We start from the raw sequence: 21,815 nt of genomic DNA, 5'->3' as shown, positions 1-21,815 counted from the left end.
ATGAACATAGCCGGTAATCTAGGTGCTCTGTTCGTCGTGCTTCCGGCCGGCAAGGTCTCCGGCAGGCTGGAGACTGCCTTTGGCGATCTCGAAGGCGAGAGCTCCGGGATCGGTGACTTCATCGTGGGCGGCTTACGATCCCGGACTTTCGATCGGGCCGCTGGGCAAGGTCTACGCACCAACCGGGGCATTCAGCGGGGACAAGATCATCTATCTCGGCGCGGATCGATGGGTTGGCCAGATCGGCTTGCCGATAAGCTACTATTTCGGAACATCGATGCTCGACCCCGACCTGGCGACGCTGGAGCTCGTACCTTCGATCACGTTCTTTGACGACAGTGGCGACACGAGCCAGGACCCGATCCTCACGCTCGAAGGCCACGTCACCCGCAATCTCGGTAGAACGTTCTGGGCCTCGCTTGACGCGCTATACGTCTACGGAGGTGAGACATCAACCAACGGTATCGCCAATGACGACGCACAGAAGTCTCTGGGGCTGGGAGCTACTCTCGGAGTCAACGTGACCTCGTCGTTCTCCATAAAGTTCAGCTACGGAGAATTCGTGTATCACAATACCGACGGCCTGGATGGCCGAAGTTTCCGGGTCGTCTCGAATTTCGTGTTTTGAGGGAAGTTCGTCCTGATGGTGACGCCGAGGGCAATCTAGAAGAGACGCGGAGCGTGTTCCCAAAATCCAAACAGGACGTTTAATGCGAGCTACACCCGTGTACGTTGTCAAAAGTCGGACAGTTTCACCACTTTCGTGTCGTGACGCCACTAACTGCAGCGTGAGCGTGGATCGAGCGATCAGGGCTTGGATGATTGCCAGGCGTATCCTTTTCTGCAAGATCGGCCATGGGGCCTCAGCTCGCCCCAATCGCTGAAGCAGCGCTGCGCCCTTGGCTCGTGGATGCCCCATTTGGCAGCGACGGCGGAAATGGTGCCTTCCCGCTTCCACCTTCGATCAATCCCGTCTGAACGCCGCATGGAGCGATATTCTCCATTCTGGAGGCAAGCTTGCTACGCACGGATGCTTCCGGAGCATCTGGCGAAGGTCTGAATTCTGAAAAACGCGCGATTTGTGCTAACGGCCCCAACTTCGCCCTTGCTGCTAAGCGAAATGCTACGATGTCATCTCTTTAGAAAAAGCATCAGTCCCGGAGTGAGTTTGATCGATATCAAGGCGATGTTCTTGGGATTGTCAAAGATACCTATGTTGTGATGAGGTGCGGGCAAATCCCAGTGAAGAAGAAACCAGGTCTGCGCCGCTAAGTCATAACCGTTGGATCCGCGTCACTGCTGCGCTTCAGGCTCGTCCCTTCGGCAACTGCAGACAGAAGCAGCGGGTCCATACTTTTTAATGGTCCTGCAAAGTCGACTGACTCGCTTGGGAAGATTAACTGTCACCATTCGATAGGTGTGTCCGTACGTGACAGCACCACGATTCTCGTAGCAATGCGATCCGCTCTGTATGGGTTTTCTGCATGTCTTGTTTGATCCAAATCAGTGCGGACAGCCCGCTAAGGCGTACGAAGGTAACGATGTTCGTCCCAAGGATGAGAATGGCTGACGTCTGATGCGCGAAATCAGCAAGAATGTGTTGAAGGGCGGGTCGCGCCCAAGGTCGGACCATACTCGCAGGTGTCCCAGACTCACGCCGATGCCGGCTATAACGGTGCCAAGTGCGGCGCTCTGCTTAGGACAGATTCGAACAAAAGATCGTATTGGAAATAACGGGGTTGTGCGGTGAAAAATGCCTACCTTCACAAATAGCCTGTGGCTTAACACTGTCTTCCCGGCAAAGCTGATGCCTGAAACCCTTTTGTTGTTCGTCCGCCGTTTCAGCAGCTGGCACCAAATTGCGCTCGCGGCGATGTCGATATTGATTTTCCTGCTGGATGCCGCGCCGCTCGAAATCCAGCGTCGCATAGTCAATGGAGCTGTCAAAGGCGGCGATTATCGTCCCATATTGGCGCTGTCCCTGATCTATATAGGACTGGCACTTACCCAAGGGTTTATCAAACTCCTGATGAACATATATCGCAGCTGGGTTGGCGAGAAAGCCGTCCGAAGTTTGCGTCTGACCGTCCAGACGCTAACAAGTCGTATGCCATTGGACCGCGCCGGAGCCGAGGATGTTGGCATTGAGACCTCGATGATGCTTGCCGAAGCCGACGCGATCGGTGGCTTCGTGGGGGTCTACACGTCAGAGCCCTTGCTGCAGGGAGGACTGCTTCTAACCGTCGCCGGATACATGGTTTACATTCAACCTTCCATGGCTCTTGTGGCTCTCGTGATGATAACGCCCCAATTGATCTTTGTACCGCTCATCCAGGCGGCCATAAATCGCCGAGTCACCATGCGGATCAAAACCATGCGCGCGGTGAGTGGGGGAATTATCTGGGACGATGTTGACGGTCAACTGCCAGAAGAGCTCCAGGGGCAGAGGATCGATGATATTTTCTCTTTGAACATGGGGATCTTCGAGCTCAAATTCTCCATGAACTTCCTGATGAATCTCTTGAACCAGATTGGTACTGCAAGCGTCCTCGGAATTGGCGGCTGGTTTGTTGTGAGCGGACAGACCGAAGTGGGTACGGTTGTAGCATTTTTATCGGGATTGTCTCGGATTAGCGAACCATGGAGCGAGCTGGTCAATTGGTTTCGCGATTTGACCGTCACGGGTGCAAAATATCACCTCATCGCGAGTGCCATACGTGATATTGACACCCACCGGGTGCATCTGCTTGCCCGTGATCATGAGCAGGCAAATGCGGAGGCAATGATTGCACGCTTCCCGGGTAGATAGCTGTGCTTGTTTGGACAGCGCAGTCGGGTCCTAGACGTCAACGGAATGTCCCGGGCCAGAAATTCAGAGATCGATACCGAATGTTAGCCTTCTGAATCGGAAAGCGTCATTCCAGGGATCAGTGATTTTAGGGCAGAAATGGTGCAATCCATGCAAGGCCATGGCGCTGGCTACGAAAAGGTTAACTGCGGACCTGGAGTCGGCATTCCGGTGCCTGAAGATCAAGCCGGATTTCTGCCCTGCACTTTCGCTAGCAATTAAGTTTATAGTGCGTTTCTCGCTGTTTCTGAGCGAAGCCCTGTGTAAATATAGATCTAACACGGAGTGCGCTGAGTAAGCAACCAGCGCAAGTGAGGAGCAGAGGGCGCGATGCGAATGGGATATGGACGCGTGGTGTGCTTGAGCGCCGCTATGGTGCTTGTCATGCAATTCGCCTGCGGCAGCGTTGAGGCCGACAGCGCCAACGGCCGGCGAATTGCCGAGCGTTGGTGCGCGGAATGTCACGTCGTTGCGCCCGGGCAGCGGCATGCCTCTGACGCCGTTCCCACTTTCGCTCAAATCAGTGGGTCGGGTCGTTTCGACGAGGCAACGCTTTCCGCCTTCCTGGCGAACCCCCATCATTCGCGCATGCCGAACCTTTCGCTCACACGTTCCGAGATTGCCGATCTCGTTGCTTACATTCGGCGCCAAACGCACTAATTCCATGCGGAACAACCATTCTTTTCTAAGCTGGCGACTGCGAAGAAGGTACCGCCGCCCTTTGTCGTGATCGGCTCGCGCAAAGGTCCGTAGCCAACGTGTTCAGCGAACTTTCTGCTGCTCGCGCCGGTTGCGAAAAGCGCGTTGACCGCGATCACCGCGAACGATGGGTGCGATCCCCGTTCTACGTTCGATCTCGCCTACGGCGCCCTTAGCGGCAAGTGCTGAAAACGGAGACGCCTAAGGGAGCAAACATAGAAGCCGAAAAACCTTCCTCACCCGGGAAAATGTTGGCGGCAGGGTAATTTTGTCACACATGCGAATGAACCCTGCACGCCGACGTCTGAATTATTCAAAAGAGGGAGAGGCAAGATGGAATACGTTAAAATCCCACGAAGCACATGGCTGGTCGTCTGTGATGGCGCGAAGGCCCTTGTTCCGCGCAACGATGGCGATGCCGAACTGCTCAATCTCATTCCGGTCAACGTCACGTTCGAAGTGCATCCTCCCACTCGAGAACAGGGCAGCGACCTCCGGGCGCGTTTATCAATCGCAAGCGCGTAGCGAGATGGAGGAAACAGACCTGCATTCTGAAGCGGAGCGAAGCTTTATTGCCTAGATTGCAGAGTGGCTCAATTCGCATGTTCAGGACAACATGGTAAAGCGGCTAAGGTTGAATACGACAGTGGGGAAACACAAAAGCGGCGGTCTGTAATTGTCTGTCACAGTTGACTTGCTGTCCGCCAGGATTAACATCAACTCCAGTCGGAGAAGAGGATGCATCCCAACCGAAGCAGCCTTCGATAGGTATAAATATTGTCTACTAGCCTTCCTCAGATGCTGGTTCCCGCCTCCAATCATGAAAGCGAGGCAACCCCTATGAGTAGCGTTTTTATAGCGACAGAAAACATTAACAACTTTACTGGTTTGCTCCTGAGAGAGAAAGACGATTTCAAAAGGCACGTTCTCCTGGAGTTGCTGGCTCTTGAAAAGGGAAAGCTGGATGCGGCGATTGTGGCACAAGGGAAGCTGATCCCTGCCGAGGATAGCGTGTCCGTCCGACTTGACGTAGGGCGGCAATAGCCGCGTTCGAAATAGGCGAAGTCAATTCACAAAGATCGGTGAATGAGAACCGCGATGCGCCAGAGCGCGCACCAGCCCTCAATCGGCCAGTGCGCTTGATCTGTAGCGAAGGCTTGTTTCGATCGATCCGCCCCAGGGATGCAGGTTCGAAACCGCGATCAGCAGGAAATCATAAGCATCGGAAAATTCCGGGCCTAATTGATTGCCAGACGACGTGGAAAACAGAAGCCAATTGACCATTGCAGCAGTCATTTCTCATCCTAATCGTCCCGGCGCAGACTTTCTGCAAAGATGCCCAAGCTGGTGCCGCGGCCGATGCCGACGAGGCGACTGCCGGGTGTGTGTGAGACCTTGCCTTAAGTCGCGAGCGGCACCGTCTGTCCCCGTATCGATCGGCCTGTACCACGGTAAATGTGAGCTCGACCTGATGGCCTGCGATCATAGTATTGATCATTGGAACGGCGATGACGGCGACGTTCTTTCAAGCGCTGTCTGAGGCTAAGGCTTCAGACAGCGTTCCGCACGACAACGGCGCATTTCTACATTCGAAGGTTTTGTTCATACCCTTCCCTTATTGACGTCAGGGCACCGCTTGGTGCGCAAGCGCAGTTCATGCTGCCTTGATGGCAATCCTCTTGTTGGTTTTCTGCGCCTGAGCGGTTTTGGGCAGCTTCAGCTTGAGTACGCCTTTGGAAAAACTCGCCTCTATCTTGTCCGCATCCACCCCTTCAGGCAGTTGGAAGACGCGGTGAAAGGATCCATAGCGTCGTTCAGAAAGATAATAGTCCTTTTCGTGCTCTTCCTTCTCCTCGCTTTTTTCGCCCTTGATGGACAAGCTAAGGTTTGAAAGTTTGATCTCGAGATCCTTTTCATCCATTCTTGGAAGTTCTGCCGAAATCTCGTATTCCTTGTCCTTCTCGACCATATCGGTCGCCGGCGCTATCTGCCATGCTGCGGGAAGAGGAACGTCAAGCCCGAAGACCGACCGTCCGAACGGAAACCGCCACGAGGAAGGACTGAAGTCATCGAAAATCCGATCGATTTCATGCCGCAAGTTCTCGAATGTTGATCGCGGCGAACTTGAAGTGACACTCGTTTTCTTGTCGAACTTGATTGGTAGTTTGGTCATTTTATCGGCCATATTCTTTCTCCTTTATCTGAGGTTGCAGAGACCTCGTTGCCGCTCACGCCTGGGCACACTCCAGAAACGCACAACGCAACTTGCCCAATGTCCAGACGTCGCATCACTAATCAGATCTGCTTTCCGGTTTCCTGCCAGAAGGCTTGGCGCGACCGCAGACAATGAATTATCAAACCATGATCTCGATCCGGCAGCATTGATTCGGATCAATATGCCGCGCTATTGCGATTGAACGGTCTAGAGACTTCGTTGCTGGGATAAATTTACCCACCCTGCATTGCGCTGGATCAATGACTGGCTCCAACATTGGTGGGATATAAAGGCCAAATATTTTGCTGCTAAGGAGGGTTTCATGTCAGACCGTTCTTTAAGTATCATCGACGAACTTGACTACGAACCGAGCATCGATGCCGCCAATCTGGGTGTCGCCGTCAAAGACGGAATCGTCACTTTAAGCGGTAACGTTATGTCCTTTGCTCAGCGAATGTCCGTGCGCGATGCGGCATTGCACGTGAAGGGTGTAAAAGCCGTCGTTCAGGAAATCGAAGTGGCACCCGCAAACGTGCATGCCACAACGGATGAAGAGATTGCCCGGCGAACCGTCGACATGCTGAACTGGAACATCGTGATTCCGGAAAACAAGGTACAAGTGGAAGTAAGACAAGGATGGGTGCATCTGACCAGGCTCGAATGCCAGTATCAGAAAGACGCTGCCGAAAGTGCCATCTGGCGTTTACCTAGCGTTTCCAACAAGCAAGGTCGTTCGGGTGGCAACCATAGTTGATATCAAGAAGCGGATTGAGCTCGCTTTCAAGCGAGATGCGATGCTGGATGCAAACACCATAACGGTGAATGTGACAGACGGTGGGTGAAGCTCGAAGGTCGTGTGAAAGCGTGGACCGAACGAAAGGCAGCGGCGCGAGCAGCCTGGTTTGCGCCGGGCGTAAGTCGATCCCTTACGAACGGGTAAAATTTGACGCACCGGATCTTGGCAAGCGGAAAAAGCGGCCCGACGACTATATCGCGCCAGAGGCTACCGCCGCCGTAGTCCCCGACGTGGCTTGAAGGCGATCTCCGTTAAACAAATTAGTCCAAAAAGGATCAAGCAGATGCCAGAGAAGAAAGAACCCCTAGATTTGAACGCGATGCCCCCCAGCGCAGAGGAGATTCGCAAGGAAGTCATTCGGCGGGCAAGGGAGGAAGACGAAAAACAGGCCAAAGCAAAGGCAATACAGGAGAAGAAGGCTACCGACTTCGCCGAAGATTTCCTCAAGAACCACGTCAGCGAAGAAGACGTCCTCGCGGTTCGCCGGCTTGTGGCAAATGCAGTCCAGGCGGGTAAATTCGAGGCTATGGTCTATAGCTTTTCATCGGATCTTTGTTCGGACAGCGGTCGTGCAATAAACAGCGGCGACAAGGACTGGCCGGAAACACTGCAAGGCAAGGCAAAGGAATTTTATGACCGCTATCAGAGACTTGCCAAGCCGCAGGGTTTCAAGCTCAAGGCGATGGTCATCAGTTTCCCCGGCGGAATGCCCGGCGATGTCGGCTTCTTCCTGAACTGGGGTTCAGATCGCGTTTGAGACGGCTTTGTTGATGGTCGGCCGCTTCGCGCCGCCAATCCATGCGATTGCCGCTGCAGGCGGTAAACGACGTTTGCCCAGAAGTCTGGAGGTGGAAAATGCCGTCTGTTGTCCGCGATGCCGAGAAGGCCGGTAAGAAAGAAAGCGCGCGTATAAGGGTCCGTCGAACCATTGGAACGACTATTGCCCTGACCCTCGTGCTTGGCGCGAGCTTCGGTAACCCTGCGCTCGCAGACGAGCCGACCTTCGCCAAACTTCAGGCAATGTGCAGAGACAGGCGAGACGAGCTGAAACACGGTTTTTGCATCGGGTTCCTTGAAGCTGTCGCCCTGCGTGTCGCAAAGGAAAACAAGCATTGCGCACTGCTTCAGAGATATATCGACAGTCCCAACGCAAATCTTGCGTTCTCCGATTTGATAGCCGATCTGGATCCGCAGGAATATTCAGGCAGCGCTCTCAGATCGGTGGAACGATTCTTTCTCAACAGAGGCTGCAACTGACTGAGGGAGATTTGCGAATACTTGGGGACCTAGCAATGTTGCGATCCAGCGCCTGTGATGCGCGTACCGAAGCGACTGGTTCGACAGCTGCACCACGGACAATAGGAGCGTTGCGCAATGGCACCCCACGGCTCGGACAATCCATCTCACAAGCCTGACCACGGGCTGCGTCCCGACCTGGTCGCTGGGCTCACGGCGGCGGCGGTTGTCCTGCCGAAAGCCATGGCCTATGCGACGGTGGCTGGCCTGCCAGTCAGCGTAGGGCTTTACACCGCCTTTGTTCCGATGATCGTTTATGCCCTTCTGGGCACGTCACGGGTCCTGAGCACCAGCTCAACTACCACTCTGGCGATACTCGCCGCCGCAGAGCTGGGTATGGCGGTGCCTGACGGAGACCCCGCAAAGCTGATCACAGCGACTGCGACCCTCACCGCCCTGACCGGAGCCCTGCTTGTTGTCGCTTCTGTCCTTCGTCTCGGGTTCGTGGCAAACCTGATTTCAACGCCGGTACTGACCGGCTTCAAGGCCGGCATCGGCCTCGTGATCGTGCTTGATCAGGTGCCGAAGCTCTTCGGCATCCACATAGCGAAAGAGGGCTTCTTCCGCGACGTGCTTAGTCTCGTCCAGCACCTTCCCGAGAGCTCCTTTGCGACGCTGGTACTTGGGGTCACGGCCCTAGTCGTGCTCCTGATTACGGAACGCATCTGGCCGCACTCGCCCGCGCCGCTGGCGGTGGTCGCCGCCGGAATCGCCGTTTCCTGGTTCGGTGGTCTGAGCGGTGCCGGTGTGGCAACGGTCGGTCTCATTCCCCAATCGTTGCCTTCCATAACCCTGCCAACCCCGGACCTCGTGATTACGCTGCTCCCCGGGGCCATCGGTATAGCGCTAATGAGCTTTACGGAGACGATTGCCGCCGGCAGGGCCTTTGCTGTCCGTTCGGATCCGCCGATCAGGGCGAACCGGGAACTTCTCGCCGTTGGCGCGGCCAACCTGTCTGGCGCTTTCTTCGGAGCCATGCCCGCCGGCGGCGGGACATCGCAGACGGCGGTGGTGCGCGCCGTCGGAGGGCAGACGCAGAAGGCATCTCTCGTCACGGCTGCTGCTTCTGCGGCAACCATGCTGGCTCTTGCCCCGCTCTTGGGGCTTCTGCCGCAGGCTGTGCTCGCGGCGATCGTGATCGTCTATTCAATTGGTCTGATCCAGCCGCTCGAATTCGCATCGATCCGCAAGGTGCGAACGATGGAGTTCCGATGGGCGCTCGCGGCCTTCCTCGGCGTGCTCGCATTCGGTACGCTTCAGGGCATCGTCGTTGCGATCGTGCTGTCGCTGATTGGCCTGTCCAGTCAGGCGGCACGTCCGCGCATCCACGTGATCGGCCGCAAACGGGGGGAGGACCTGCTGCGCCCAGCATCGCCAGAGCATCCGGATGACGAAACCTTCGAGGGTCTTCTGATCGTGCGTCCGGAAGGAAGACTGTTCTTCGCAAACGCCCAGCAGGTCGGCGACCGTATCCGGGAACTCGTTGCCAAAGACAAGCCAGGCGTCCTGATGCTCGACTTCAGCCGGGTCTTCGATATCGAATATTCTGCGCTGCAAATGATGATCGATGGCGAACGCCGCTTTGCGGAAGAGGGAGTTGCGATATGGTTGGCTGGCCTGAATCCGGATGTGCTTGACTACGTCCGGAGGTCCGGCTTCGCCAACCATGTTGGTAAGGATCGCATGTTTCCCACTGCCGAAGCCGGCCTTCTGCGATATCTCACTTCCTCGCGGCCCGCCGCCGACGGTGGTTGATACTCGGACTGCTCGCATGCAACCGCCAATAGTGGCCAACCTTCCGCAATCCGCCAAGAAGGTCATTCAAGAACTGTGGGAGACGTCCGCTACTGCCCGCCAGGCGGCAGCAAATACAGCGTCATTGCAAGAATGAGGTAAACCATTAACATCAACACACCCACGAACCATGTGGAGTGCCCGCCATTGGTGACGATGGTGGCCGTCATCGTAGCGATGAGCACCATGACGACCGCGCCCGGCCAGAATTGCAGGTCCATCGGCGCTGGCCCGATGACGTAACTCAGCAACACGAGGACTGGCGCAACGAATAGGGCGATTTGTGCAGCACTTCCAAGCGCAATGCCAACGCTCAGATCGAGCCTGTTCTTGCGAGCGCCCGAAAAGGCTGATGCCATTTCCGCCGCACCGCCTACTAACGCCACGACGATAAAGCCCACGAATGCGGGCGTCATTCCGAATGTCACCGCCGCTTCCTGAACCGATTCGACAAAGACCTCGCTGACGAGCGCCACCAACACCGTCACACCGGCCAGTGTAGCAAGGGCCACATTGAGCGGCCAAGGCTGCTCCTCCGAAGCCTCTTCTGTGCTGCCGAAGAGTTCGCTGTGGCTCTTGAGTGAGAATACGAGACCCAGTCCATAGACGATGATCAGGACGACTGAGAGGCCGACGCTCAGTTTTTGCATGAACTCCGACGGCACTTCATAATCGGCAGAGGCAACTGCTGAGGGGATAATCAGGGCCACGGTGGCCAGAAACAGCAGGCTTGTTTGCAGACGCGCATTGACGCGATTGTAATCCTGAATGTGGTACTTCAGTCCCCCAAGCAGGAAAGATGCTCCTAACATAAACAGGGTGTTGGCAACAATTGCTCCAGCCACGGAAGCCTTGACCAGGGTGAACTGGCCAAGGCGCAGTGCGGCCAGCGCAATGATGAGTTCGGTGAGATTGCCGAGCGTTGCATTGAGGAGGCCACCGACCGCATCGCCGGTTTTGACCGCAATGGACTCGGTCGCGTGACTGAGCAGAGTCGCCAGCGGAATGATGGCCAATACCGCGAGCAGAAAAAGCAGCGTGTGCGCTTCCGGGCTGGCCATCTTCGCCGCAAAAACAAAGGGCACGAGGGCGAGCAGCCAAAGGATCGGGTTGTGCTGGATTTCTTGCCACAGATGGTTCATGACCCCTCCATTCCGGCAAAAGACACAAAAAGCGCAGGCACGGTTATGGACTGCTCTCAACGACCGTCGAACGTAATGCCTCCACGCTGACCGCCACGACCAGCCCAGTCAGGATGATGCCGCAAAAGCCGATCACAATAGCTAAAACGCGCGATGAAAAATGTTGCGGCGTCAGATCGCCATAGACAATGGTGAGACCTGTAACGAAGGTAGAGAGTGTCGGTCACGCGCCAGCCTTCGATCCACCCGGCCAGAAGCCCGCACACCACCATCACTGCGATGATCCCGGACAAGATCGGCCAAACCACCCGAACTTGCTGATACAGCGCTTTGAAAAAATTGCGTCTAGTCTGCCTGTATCCCATCGCACCTCGCGTCTTAGATGGACTAAGATGATCATAGGCATTCGGGTAGGTAGCAGAAGTACGTTACGGTAAAACGTTGCGTAATTGATCAAATGGCAGCTAGGTGGCAGGACCGCGCTGGGGCTCGGAAATGCCATGTCCCACGGCGTTGGTACATGAATGGTTTTTAACGGTTCGGCGATAGGCAGATTGGATCGTTTTCACGTCGATTGTTGTCCACAAACACAAATGCTGCTCGCCGTCGTCACGTCCGGAAGATGAAATTCCAGGTAACGTATTGGCCTGAATATGAAGCGGGGCTACATCGCCGTGGGATACAATCTGAGCCTGCGCAATCTTGAGGAGATGATGGCCGAGCGTGGGATTGCGGTCGATCATACGGCCATATTGATCTTCGCGACGCCGTCCAGAGGCAACGGGCCTGGTTTTGGAACACATGCAGGTCCCGCCGTAATGCCTCGTTGTGTGAAGAAATTTCGCTATGATTTCACGGGATACGGACAACTGGCGGCATAGCAACCCATTCTGCGCAGTTAAGGCCAAAACGAGAAGAACCCGACCGCAAGTGCATTCGCTTACCAGCGCGCGGTCAATGCTTGAGGCACTTTTTTCCCGCTGCCATTGCCTTGTAAGTCCCCTTCAGATCGACGACGAACGTTCCCTTGGTTTCCGGAAACACGATCATTGTGTATTTCTTCGCCACGTCGCGCTTGAACTTCGGGTCTTCTGTCAGGATGTAGCCGCCAGAAAGTCCGCCCTTGAGTTCTCCGCTCGTGGTGGTGGCCACACCCTTGTAGAGATTGCCGTCTATGGAGACGAAGATGTCTGAGGTGTTCCCGTTTTTCAGGCCGATATCCTGCTTCGTGAACACGCCGAGATACCCGACCGCCTGATCTGCGGTAACGCCCATTTGCACCGAACTTGGGCCATCCGAGCGCACGATCAAGCAGTCTCCGCGGGTTTTATTTGTATAGACGGTCCAGCCCTCGATATCGTCCCCATAACGGACAAGCACATCACTGGCCTTGGGAAGAGGATTTGCGTCTTGTGCGTAGGCTGCCGTCGCAGACAAAACTGCTGCTGACGTTGCTGCAATGAGTGTCATGAAATTTCGCATAAATATTCCCCTCGTTTGCGGGCTGAATTGTTCTGTGGACATGGCAACATATTGCATCGCTCCAAAAACGTGTTGCTCCTCCAATGTCTTCACTGACACACCAGCGGATCAAAGTCGCGTAACCTACTGTATGCTACGTGGATTGGCGACGCTTAGATGGTGTCACTTCGAGCAGGCTTGGTCGGGATGTCTGCTTCGGTCGTCATCATCAAAACACGAACTATCCACGACGGGCAGCAGGAAGATGCGCCAGACGAGCCAGCAATGACATCATCAGGTCACCTGCGTTAGGACACTCAATCGGAGTGGAGTGCCCCTCCATGAGAGGGCGAGTGCCGCCTCGCAACCGCACTAATGGCGGATGTTGTCGGTTATGTTCGGCGCGGACCAGAGGTTTGACCGTTTTGAAAATCTGCAGACATTGAACGAAGTTCAAGGTCCAAACGTATCGGAGACATTCGAAGAGACGCAAAGGCCGCTCCCAATCTGCCCTTGAAGCGGCCCTTGCTAACTTGAGTCAGAAGACGCACGTCGCATCTAGGTCTTCCGCCGCTGAAAGTTGGTATTAGCGCGCGGGAGGCGTCGGTTGAACGTGTCGGTGCTAGTTCGTCTGACGTTCCCGACTCTCTGGAAGGTGGAACGCTTAGTAAGAGAACGCTGACTAAGCGTAGAGTAGCAACGAAAGCGCACAGCCACGGAATATCCAAAAGGATGCCGACCATATGCGGCCGGACAAACATATTTGACCCCAATTGAATGCTGCTATTTCAATATCCAAGAACAAACTTGGAACTTTGTCGCCGATCAATATCTCTACAGGTGGTCTGCCATTCAGGTATGTTACAGTAACATACGTCCCGCTCGCCCTATGGTGGTCTATCCTGCAAGCCAGAGAACGCACCGTTCCTCTCTCCGGTGACTTGATCGTCTGATCCTGTGCCTCATTTCCTTGCTGGATTTACCCGACTCATATCACCCAGGAGAGTCGCTTTGATGTCGCGTTCCATTTTGGCCGAAAGGGCCGGCGGTCTTGGCCGCACACCGATTAGAGGGGGAGGATGTGACGATGTTGAGGATTGGCACGCTGTTTCTTGCCACTGTGAGTTTGACGGCCGTTTCCCTCGAGCGGGCTAACGCCCAGCAGGTCACAGGTGCCCCAGGTTCACCCGGTGCGACAACCACGACCGACGGAAAACAACTCCCGCCGCCCGCTCCGAAATTCGGCGGGGTGATCAAGCAGAAGGCCTCGGAGTCACAGCCCTGGTGGGCCCCGCGCATCGTGCCGCCGAAGGGTGCACCCAACGTGCTCCTTATCATGACTGATGACCAAGGTTTCGGTGCGCCAAGCACCTTCGGTGGCGTCATACCCACTCCCGCCATGGATCGCATTGCAAAGCAGGGTCTCCGCTTCACCAATTTCCACTCGACGTCACTCTGCTCGCCCACAAGGGCGGCGTTGATCACCGGGCGCAACCATCACTCGGTTGGTTCCGGCGTGGTTGGCGAAATATCGACGGGGTTCCCGGGTTACGACTCGATCATCCCGGTCGATAAAGGAACGATCGGCACGATCCTCAAAGAGAACGGGTACGCCACGTCCTGGTTCGGCAAGGATCACAACACGCCGTCATTTCAGTCGAGCCAAGCTGGGCCGTTCAACCAATGGCCGACGGGAATGGGCTTCGAATATTTTTACGGCTTCGTCGGCGGCGACGCCAGCCAGTGGGAGCCCAACCTGTACCGCAATACGACGGCCATCTACCCGTTCGAGGGCAAGCCCGGCTGGAACCTGACCACGGCCATGGCGGATGACGCGATCCAGTACATGAAGCAGTTGAAGGAGATCGCGCCCGACAAGCCATTCTTCGTCTATTACGTGCCGGGCGGTACACATGCCCCGCACCATCCGACTCCGGAATGGGTCAAAAAGATCGGCGACATGCATCTCTTCGACGAGGGCTGGAACAAGGTGCGCGAGACAATCTTCGCCAACCAGCAAAGGCTGGGCATCATGCCCGGGAACGCCAAGCTGACGCCTTGGCCGAAAGAGCTGCCGGAGTGGGGCTCCTTGAGCGTGGAGCAGAAGAAGCTCTACATCAAGCAAGCGGACATCTACGGGGCCTACCTCGCTTACACCGATCATGAGATCGGACGAGTCATCCAATCCGTCGAAGACCTCGGCGAACTCGATAATACCTTGATCATCTATATCGGTGGCGACAACGGTGCGAGCTCCGAAGGCATGCTCGACGGAACGCCTAACGAGTTCACCACCTTCAATGGCGTCCCCGTACCTGTGAAAGACCAGTTCCTGTGGTATCCGTTCTGGGGATCGGAACGGACGTTCCCGCACTTCGCTGCAGGCTGGGCCTGGGCGATGGACACGCCGTTCAAATGGGTTAAGCAGGTGCCTTCGCACTTCGGCGGAACGGCGCAGGGCGTAGCAATGTCGTGGCCCGGCCACATTACCGATCTGGGTGGTATCCGCCGGCAGTTCCACCACATGATCGACATCGTACCCACCGTCCTGGAGGCGACCGGCATCCCGGAACCCGAGATGATCAATGGCATCAAGCAGCAGCCCGTCGAAGGCACGAGCATGATGTACGCTTGGGACAAGGCCAACGCCGACGCGCCGACGCGACACACGACGCAATATTTTGAGATGCTCGGCAACCGGGCCATCTATCACGATGGGTGGGTGGCGGCCACGACCCCGGCCACTACTCCCTGGAAACTGAGCACCGCAGCACCTCCGGATGTCATCACAGGGTACAACTGGGAACTCTACAACGTCGCGAAGGATCCAACCCAGTTCGACGACCTTGCGGCACAGATGCCGGAGAAGGTCAAGGAACTGCAGGCCCTCTTTTATTCCGAGGCCGCGAAGTACAACGTGCTGCCGCTCGACAACTCGACGCTCTCACGGTGGAACGCGGCGCGTCCGAACCTCACGGCGGGACGAACGGAGTTTACCTATTCGGGTGAACTGAGCGGCGTGCCCAAAAGCGCTGCCCCGAGCATCCTGAACAGGTCCTATACGATCACCGCTGAGGTCGAGATTCCCGAAGGTGGCGCGGAGGGCATGATCGTCACCGAGGGCGGGCGCTTCGGCGGCTATGGCCTGTTCCTGAGCAAGGGCGATTTCGGCATCGGCCGGAGCAGGATCGTGTTCATCTATAACCTGCTCGACCTCAAGCGTACGATGTGGGAAGGGCCCGAACTGCAACCGGGCAAACACACGATCGTCTTCGCCTTCAAGTCCGACGGTCCGGGTCTGGGCAAGGGTGGCACAGGCGCGTTGTCCGTGGACGGTAAGGAAGTGGCAACGAATACGCTGGAGCACACCACGCCGATTACCTTTCCCGAAGACGAAAGCTTCGACGTCGGTCTGGACACCCGAACCGGGGTCGCGATGGTGGAGTATCGCTATGACTCTCCATTCAGATTCACCGGCAAGATCGACAAGCTGACCTTGAAGCTCGAACCGGAGTAAGCATCAAGGCGTTAGCACCTTTCGGCCACTGCCGGGAAGTTTAGCGGACTTGGTTCAGTTGAAAAAGCTTCAATGAGGAGGCTGCCATGGCCCAGAATGACAAGACTGGTTTGTTTTGCATCCGTCCGCGAGATCTGGTGTGGGGACCTCTGGCGCTGGGAGCTGGCCGCTCTTCGTTCCCATTGTTCGGTGAACCTGCGAGGAAATACGGCGAGCCGGAGCGCCGGGAGAGCAGCGTCGCAGGTCACCTTGAGGTAAAGACGCGATGAGATGGGTCACAACTGCCGCTGCCATCGAAACCGCCGCCACGGGCCTGATCCTGCTCTTCAGTCCGGTGCTGTTTGGACGGCTGATTTTTGGAGGTGAACTGTCCGAATCCGGCCAGTCGCTCGGGCGACTCTCGGGCATAGTCCTGCTGGGCTTTGCCTTGACCTCTTGGCCGGACCCCGCCGCGCGGCCAATCTCTCGGGCGATGATCATCTATAATCTGCTCGCAACCGTTTATCTCTGTTATCTGGGTGTCATGGGAATAACAGTGGGTTTGTTGCTATGGCCCGCCGTCGCCCTACACCTGTGCCTCACCGTTCTGCTCGCTGCCGAGCGCATGGCCGCCAGACAAGTGTGAGATTTCAAGGGACCAAGGGCAGACCTGCTCCGGATTGTTCCGTCGACGATTGGGCAGTTGTTGTGCGGCGAGTTGGCGACGAATGTTCACCCTGTTGGATCAATATGCCAAGGACAACGACGCAGTGTTCACTGGTGATAGGCGGTTTGCCACGAAGTGCCATGACCCCAGCAACCACCCTCGCTGAATGACGCAGCACTTATCCAGTGGATACTCGCTCGCACCTTTGGGCGAACTCAGAAGGCCCAACTCGCCGACGATTCCTAAGGGGTAGCCTACAGTAACATACCTCCCGCCTCGAGCAGCGGTGGTCTACCCTGCAATTCAGAGAACGCACCGTTCCTCTCGCCAGTGACGCGATGCCTGATTGGCCCGACGCATATCACCCAGGAGAGTCGCTCGATGTCGCGTTTCCATTTTGGCCGAATGGGCCGGCGGTCTTGGCCGCACGTCAACCGGGAGGATGTGACGATGTTGAGGATTGGCACACTGTTTCTTGCCACATTGAGTTTGACTGCCGTTTCTTTCAACAGGGCAAACGCCCAGGAGATCACCGGCGAGCCGGGCTCACCGGGAGCCACGAGCACAATCGACGGCAAGCAGTTGCCGACCCCCGATCCGAAATTCGGTGGTGTGGTCAAGGATGACGCGTTGAAGTCAAAAGCGTGGTGGGCCCCGCGCGTCGTGCCGCCGAAGGAGGCACCGAACGTGCTGCTCATCATCACGGATGACGCCGGGTTTGGCGTGCCGAGCACCTTCGGCGGCGTCATCCCGACGCCAACGATGGACCGCGTTGCGAATGAAGGCCTGCGCTATAATAATATTCACTCTACTGCGTTATGCTCGCCGACGAGGGCCGCGCTCATCACCGGGCGCAACCATCACTCGGCCGGCTTCGGAGTGATCTCCGAGCAGTCCACGGGTTTCCCCGGCTATAACAGCATCATCGCCAAGGACAAAGCCACTATCGGGAGGATACTGCTAGACAACGGTTACGCCACCTCCTGGTTCGGCAAGGATCACAACACCCCAGCCTTTGAAGCCAGCCAGGCCGGGCCATTCGACCAATGGCCCAACGGCATGGGCTTCGAATATTTCTACGGGTTCGTGGGTGGCGATGCGAACCAATGGCAACCGAACCTGTTCCGCAACACCACACAGATCTATCCCTTCGAGGGCAAGCCGGGTTGGAACCTGGTGACGGGAATGGCCGATGACGCCATTGATTACCTGAATCGCCTCAACCAGACGATGCCGGACAAGCCCTTCTTCATGAAATACGCGCCCGGAGCCACACACGCACCACATCATCCGACCAAGGAATGGGTGGAGAAGATCGGCCAAATGCATCTCTTCGACGAGGGCTGGAACAAGCTTCGCGAGCAGATCTTCGCGAACCAGAAAAAGCTCGGCGTGATCCCTCAGTATACCCAGCTGGAGCCTTGGCCCGCGACTGTCCTCAAGAACTGGGATGATTTGAAACCAGAGGAAAAGAAGCTCTTTATCAAGCAGGCGGAAATCTTCGCCGCCTACGCCGCCTACAGCGACCACGAGATCGGCCGCGTTATCCAAACCATCGAGGACATGGGCAAGCTCGACAACACGATCATCATCTATATCAACGGTGACAATGGCACGAGCGCCGAGGGCGGGCCTCTTGGTACGCCTAATGAGGTGGCGTTCTTCAACGGTATTAACGAGATGCCGGTCGAGGAGCAGATGAAGTGGTATGATGTGTGGGGCACCGAGCAGACCTACAATCACATGTCGGCGGGCTGGTCCTGGGCTTTCGATACCCCGTTCACATGGTTCAAGCAAAATGCCTCCAAACTTGGCGGCATCGGGCAGAACATGGCGATCTCGTGGCCGGCGCGCATCAAGGACAAGGGCGGCCTGCGTCAACAGTTCACGCACGTCATAGATGTGGTGCCGACTATTCTCGAAGTGAGCGGCATTCCCGCGCCCGAAACCGTGGACGGTATCAAGCAGGCGGCCATCGAGGGCACGAGTTTTGCCTACACGTTCGACAAGGCCAACGCCAAGGCAGCCTCACGGCACAAGACCCAATATTTCGAGATGATGGGCCAATGGGCACTCTACGAGGAAGGCTGGCTGCTCAGTACCAAAGTCAATCGCGCGCCGTGGGAGGCCTTCGGTGCCGCCAATCCAGACCCGCTCAACAACCAGGTGCTCGAGCTCTATGACCTGAGTGCGGATTTCAGCCAGTCCCAGAATATCGCCGCCCAAAATCCCAACAAGGTCAAGCAGATGAAGAAGCTGTTCATTGCGGAGGCCAAGAGATATGGGGTCTTCCCCATGGACGCCTCGGTGGCAGGTCGTATCGTAGCGCCACGCCCGAACATCACCGCCGGTCGCTCGGAGTTTATCTACACCCTCCCGATGGTCGGTTTGCCGCAGGGCGACTCGCCTTCCGTCCTCAACAGCTCCTACACGATCACCGCGGACATTGACGTTCCCGAAGGTGACGCGGAGGGCATGATCCTCACCTCTGGCGGTCGTTTCGCTGGTTACGGCTTCTATCTGCTCAAGGGCAAGCCGATTTTCCTCTGGAATCTGGTCGATCTCAAACGTATCAAGTGGGAAGGCGCGGATGCGCTCACACCCGGCAAGCACGTCGTTGAATTCGACTTCAAGTACAACGGCCTCGGCATCGGAACGCTTGCGTACAACAACATGAGTGGTCTTGGCCAATCCGGTACCGGCACGCTCAAGGTAGACGGCAAAGTCGTGGACACCAAGGAAATGCCGCACACACTGCCGATGATCCTGCAGTGGGATGAGAGCTTCGACATCGGTTCTGACACGTTGACCGGCGTGAACGACGCCGACTATCAGCCGCCCTTCGCACTGACCGCCAAGCTTAACAAGCTGACGCTCAAGGTGGACCGGCCGACGCTTTCCGAGGAGGACACCAAGAAACTCGAGAATGCGGAAGCTATGGCAGTGGACGGCAAGCCGATTCATCACGTCCAGCCCGGGCCGCAGTAGGTGTTGCGCAGCAAAATGGATCGCACAGCCGCCCTAGAAAGTAGTGGGGCAGCCCTACGGTGGATGTTGACATACTTGAAGGGCCGTGGCGACGGCATACTCGTGATCACCGATGGCCGCGTCTCGCGGATGGAGGCACATTGAAAGATGGACAGACCCGTCATCGCCATCACCAACGCTAAAGGTCTGGATCGATCGTTTGGGGATCGAGAAGCCGGAGAATCTACTATGGAGCCTGCATTCAAGAACATGAGGCAGATTCCTGACGGAACATTTCTCATGGGGTCGGATTATCACTATCCGGAAGAAGCTCCAGCCCACCGGGTGGCGATAAATCGTTTCTGGATGGACGCGTGCGCCGTCACCAACCGTGAGTTTGCAGTCTTCGTCGAGGCGACCGGGTATGTCACGTTGGCCGAGCGCCCGGCAAATCCGGACGATTATCCGGGAGCCAAGCCGGAGATGCTTGCGCCATCATCTGTGGTGTTCATCAAGCCCAAGACCCGTGTTGATCTCGGCAATCGCTATAATTGGTGGGCCTACGTGCCCGGTGCAGATTGGCGGCATCCACGCGGGCCTGCGAGCTCGATCAAAGGTCTGTCGGATCATCCTGTTGTCCATGTCGCGTATGAGGACGCCGAAGCCTATGCGCAATGGGCAGGCAAGGAGCTACCGACCGAAGCCGAGTGGGAATTTGCCGCACGCGGCGGACTGGAGGGCGCGGAGTTCGTCTGGGGCGATGAACTGACGCCTGGCGGCATATATATGGCGAACACCTTCCAGGGGGAGTTTCCCTGGCAGAACAAGGTTGAAGACGGCTACGAGTGGACAGCGCCTGTCGCTGCTTTCCCCCCAAACAACTATGGCCTTTATGACATGGCCGGGAATGTCTGGCAGTGGACCACCGACTGGTATCAAGAGCATAATAAGATCAACAGCCCCTGTTGCACGCTTCACAACCCCAGAGGCGGGAAAAAGGAAGAAAGCATTGATCCTGGCCAGCCCGAGATCACGATCCCGCGCAAGGTAATGAAGGGCGGCTCGTTTCTGTGTGCTCCAAATTATTGCCGGCGCTATCGCCCCGCCGCGCGAATGGCCCAGCCTGTCGACACATCCACTTGCCATGTGGGATTTCGCTGCATCACGCGGCAAACCTGAAATTCCGCTTGTCAGGACTGTCAAGCGTTTGAAGTCAGCGCGCCCGATGGCGGCAACAAGGAGTGCGTAGAACCGGATGGACAGCGCTAAGCGGTGTTTCGGCACAGGAATCCAGCGAGGACCTCGCCAAGAAACTCTCGAATCCAATTGCTTCGCTTATCAGTGGTGCCATTCCAAGGGCAACCACGATGGCGGCTACCATCAATTTCACGGTGGCGAAGCTGGTAAAGGTCAACACCAATCCAGTTGGGCCTGACGGCTTCGGTGCACGCGCAGCAACATTTTTGTTTCCGAGATGACGGACACCAACTTGCTGTCGCGGCAGCCTGTATGAAAAGGGCAGAGGCAGGGCACGGGCAACGCGGTGAAGGAGATTAGGACATAGATCGGACGAGACGGGGGAGTGTGGCGGAGAACGACGCGAGGTTCAAAAAGGGGGACAAGCAATGAAATATTCTATTACTTTTGCATGCGTGTTGACGGCCGGGCTTCTGGCGATAAGCCCGGTTCGGGCCGCTGACATTTACTCGGCGATGGCACCTGAACTCAAGCAGACCGAAAAAGAAGGCTGGACCTTCGCTTTCGCCCCGTATTTCTGGGCTGCCGGCCTATCGGGCGACATAGCACAGTTCGGTTTGCCGGAGGTGCATGTCGATGCCGACTTCGGCGACATCCTCGACAATCTCGATTTCGCCGCCATGGCGATCGGCGAGGCGCGCTATGACCGCTACAGTATTTTCGCCGACATCATCTATACAAAGTTATCGAGCGATTCCGGAACGCCGAGGGGCATTCTCGCCGGCAGCGTCGACGTGACATCCCAAACATTTGCCGGACTCATCGGAGCCGGATACTCAGTATTGGAGGATCAGAGAGGCAATCTTGATCTCGTCGCCGGCGCAAGGGTCTGGTACGTCAATACGGACATTTCATTCAGCGGCGGCATCCTCGACGGTGTCGAGCGGAGTGACAGCGCGACCTGGGTCGACGGACTTGTCGGTGTTCGCGGCAAGTATTCGATCACGGACAACTTTTACCTGACGGGTTGGGGACTGGTCGGCGGCGGCGGCGCGAATGTTGACTGGGATGTCATGGGCGGCATCGGCTACAAGTTCAACGACACGTTCTCGGCCGTCGGCGGATACCGGGCGCTGGGTGTCGACTACAGCGATGACGGTTTCGTCTTCGACGTCGTCCAACAGGGGCCGATCGTCGGCGTGGTCATGCATTTCTGAACTGTGCTGCGGTCAGCGTC

At 56.6% G+C, this 21,815-nt stretch carries 21 protein-coding genes and 1 pseudogene; 17 read left to right on the top strand and 5 right to left on the bottom strand.

The genetic code is table 11. From position 1 onward, the window contains the following. The first annotated feature begins 79 nt into the window (after nucleotides 1-79). The 4 genes from FHS21_RS14940 to FHS21_RS14925 all read left to right on the top strand — a co-directional run bounded on the left by FHS21_RS14940 (nucleotide 80) and on the right by FHS21_RS14925 (nucleotide 4,072). Nucleotides 80-628: a transporter gene (locus FHS21_RS14940; RefSeq protein WP_183662483.1), complete on the top strand. Its 549-nt coding sequence runs from the start codon at nucleotides 80-82 to the stop codon at nucleotides 626-628. Nucleotides 629-1,753: 1,125 nt separating this feature from the next. After that, entirely contained in the window at nucleotides 1,754-2,809 is a 1,056-nt protein-coding gene (locus FHS21_RS14935; protein ID WP_183662481.1) for an ABC transporter transmembrane domain-containing protein, read from the top strand. A 369-nt stretch (nucleotides 2,810-3,178) separates the two neighbouring features. After that, entirely contained in the window at nucleotides 3,179-3,508 is a 330-nt protein-coding gene (locus tag FHS21_RS14930) for a c-type cytochrome (protein WP_246411047.1), read from the top strand. A gap of 372 nt (nucleotides 3,509-3,880) precedes the next feature. Next, nucleotides 3,881-4,072 (top strand): hypothetical protein, encoded by a 192-nt coding sequence (locus tag FHS21_RS14925; protein WP_183662479.1) that lies wholly within the window; start codon nucleotides 3,881-3,883, stop codon nucleotides 4,070-4,072. 597 nt (nucleotides 4,073-4,669) lie between these two features. On the opposite strand, the gene FHS21_RS14920 is transcribed toward FHS21_RS14925, so the two are convergent. Together FHS21_RS14920 and FHS21_RS14915 are read right to left on the bottom strand one after the other, a co-directional pair. Further along, a complete protein-coding gene (locus FHS21_RS14920) occupies nucleotides 4,670-4,843 on the bottom strand; it encodes a hypothetical protein (protein ID WP_183662477.1) in 174 nt (57 codons plus the stop codon). Between the two features lie 358 nt (nucleotides 4,844-5,201). Further along, nucleotides 5,202-5,732 (bottom strand): Hsp20/alpha crystallin family protein, encoded by a 531-nt coding sequence (locus tag FHS21_RS14915; RefSeq protein WP_183662475.1) that lies wholly within the window; start codon nucleotides 5,730-5,732, stop codon nucleotides 5,202-5,204. Nucleotides 5,733-6,084: 352 nt separating this feature from the next. Here FHS21_RS14915 and FHS21_RS14910 point away from each other — a divergent pair, with 352 nt between their 5' ends. The 5 genes and pseudogenes from FHS21_RS14910 to FHS21_RS14890 all read left to right on the top strand — a co-directional run bounded on the left by FHS21_RS14910 (nucleotide 6,085) and on the right by FHS21_RS14890 (nucleotide 9,609). Next, the gene (locus FHS21_RS14910) at nucleotides 6,085-6,516 is read left to right on the top strand and encodes a BON domain-containing protein (protein WP_312879879.1); all 432 of its coding nucleotides are present in this window, start codon (nucleotides 6,085-6,087) and stop codon (nucleotides 6,514-6,516) included. Nucleotides 6,517-6,677: 161 nt separating this feature from the next. Continuing rightward, a pseudogene (locus FHS21_RS14905) lies at nucleotides 6,678-6,797 on the top strand (polyphosphate kinase 2); the annotation flags it as partial. Between the two features lie 44 nt (nucleotides 6,798-6,841). Beyond that, complete coding sequence (locus tag FHS21_RS14900; RefSeq protein ID WP_183662473.1) at nucleotides 6,842-7,315, top strand: histidine kinase; 474 nt, start codon at nucleotides 6,842-6,844, stop codon at nucleotides 7,313-7,315. A gap of 98 nt (nucleotides 7,316-7,413) precedes the next feature. Further along, nucleotides 7,414-7,815: a hypothetical protein gene (locus tag FHS21_RS14895; RefSeq protein WP_246411046.1), complete on the top strand. Its 402-nt coding sequence runs from the start codon at nucleotides 7,414-7,416 to the stop codon at nucleotides 7,813-7,815. A gap of 117 nt (nucleotides 7,816-7,932) precedes the next feature. Next, on the top strand, nucleotides 7,933-9,609 hold the full coding sequence (locus FHS21_RS14890) for a SulP family inorganic anion transporter (RefSeq protein WP_183662472.1): 1,677 nt from the start codon (nucleotides 7,933-7,935) through the stop codon (nucleotides 9,607-9,609). A gap of 89 nt (nucleotides 9,610-9,698) precedes the next feature. On the opposite strand, the gene cax is transcribed toward FHS21_RS14890, so the two are convergent. Further along, on the bottom strand, nucleotides 9,699-10,790 hold the full coding sequence (gene cax, locus FHS21_RS14885; protein ID WP_183662470.1) for a calcium/proton exchanger: 1,092 nt from the start codon (nucleotides 10,788-10,790) through the stop codon (nucleotides 9,699-9,701). 43 nt (nucleotides 10,791-10,833) lie between these two features. Continuing rightward, a complete protein-coding gene (locus FHS21_RS31535) occupies nucleotides 10,834-10,965 on the bottom strand; it encodes a hypothetical protein (RefSeq protein WP_376772120.1) in 132 nt (43 codons plus the stop codon). Nucleotides 10,966-11,443: 478 nt separating this feature from the next. Here FHS21_RS31535 and FHS21_RS30425 point away from each other — a divergent pair, with 478 nt between their 5' ends. Next, entirely contained in the window at nucleotides 11,444-11,671 is a 228-nt protein-coding gene (locus FHS21_RS30425) for a hypothetical protein (RefSeq protein ID WP_210283537.1), read from the top strand. A gap of 73 nt (nucleotides 11,672-11,744) precedes the next feature. Here the strand turns inward: FHS21_RS30425 and FHS21_RS14870 are convergent, their stop codons facing one another. Then, nucleotides 11,745-12,272 carry an invasion associated locus B family protein gene (locus FHS21_RS14870; RefSeq protein ID WP_183662469.1) on the bottom strand — a complete coding sequence of 176 codons (528 nt, stop codon included), beginning with the start codon at nucleotides 12,270-12,272 and terminating at the stop codon, nucleotides 11,745-11,747. 1,066 nt (nucleotides 12,273-13,338) lie between these two features. On the opposite strand from FHS21_RS14870, the gene FHS21_RS14865 reads away from it, so the two are divergent. From FHS21_RS14865 to FHS21_RS14835, 7 genes are all read left to right on the top strand, one after another. Beyond that, a complete protein-coding gene (locus FHS21_RS14865; RefSeq protein WP_183662468.1) occupies nucleotides 13,339-15,768 on the top strand; it encodes an arylsulfatase in 2,430 nt (809 codons plus the stop codon). Between the two features lie 86 nt (nucleotides 15,769-15,854). Beyond that, complete coding sequence (locus FHS21_RS14860; RefSeq protein WP_183662467.1) at nucleotides 15,855-16,037, top strand: hypothetical protein; 183 nt, start codon at nucleotides 15,855-15,857, stop codon at nucleotides 16,035-16,037. Beyond that, a complete protein-coding gene (locus FHS21_RS14855; RefSeq protein ID WP_183662466.1) occupies nucleotides 16,034-16,393 on the top strand; it encodes a hypothetical protein in 360 nt (119 codons plus the stop codon). The genes FHS21_RS14860 and FHS21_RS14855 overlap by 4 nt, the downstream gene beginning before the upstream one ends. 471 nt (nucleotides 16,394-16,864) lie before the next feature. Further along, complete coding sequence (locus tag FHS21_RS14850) at nucleotides 16,865-19,402, top strand: arylsulfatase (protein ID WP_183662730.1); 2,538 nt, start codon at nucleotides 16,865-16,867, stop codon at nucleotides 19,400-19,402. A 228-nt stretch (nucleotides 19,403-19,630) separates the two neighbouring features. Next, nucleotides 19,631-20,560 carry a formylglycine-generating enzyme family protein gene (locus FHS21_RS14845; protein WP_246411045.1) on the top strand — a complete coding sequence of 310 codons (930 nt, stop codon included), beginning with the start codon at nucleotides 19,631-19,633 and terminating at the stop codon, nucleotides 20,558-20,560. 62 nt (nucleotides 20,561-20,622) lie between these two features. Beyond that, nucleotides 20,623-20,859: a hypothetical protein gene (locus tag FHS21_RS14840; protein ID WP_183662796.1), complete on the top strand. Its 237-nt coding sequence runs from the start codon at nucleotides 20,623-20,625 to the stop codon at nucleotides 20,857-20,859. A gap of 147 nt (nucleotides 20,860-21,006) precedes the next feature. Further along, nucleotides 21,007-21,795 (top strand): DUF481 domain-containing protein, encoded by a 789-nt coding sequence (locus FHS21_RS14835; RefSeq protein WP_183662465.1) that lies wholly within the window; start codon nucleotides 21,007-21,009, stop codon nucleotides 21,793-21,795. Nucleotides 21,796-21,815 lie beyond the last annotated feature (20 nt).

This window comes from Phyllobacterium trifolii (assembly GCF_014192095.1).
GTDB classification, from domain to species: domain Bacteria; phylum Pseudomonadota; class Alphaproteobacteria; order Rhizobiales; family Rhizobiaceae; genus Phyllobacterium; species Phyllobacterium trifolii.
This window is presented reverse-complemented; position numbering and strand designations above follow the sequence as displayed.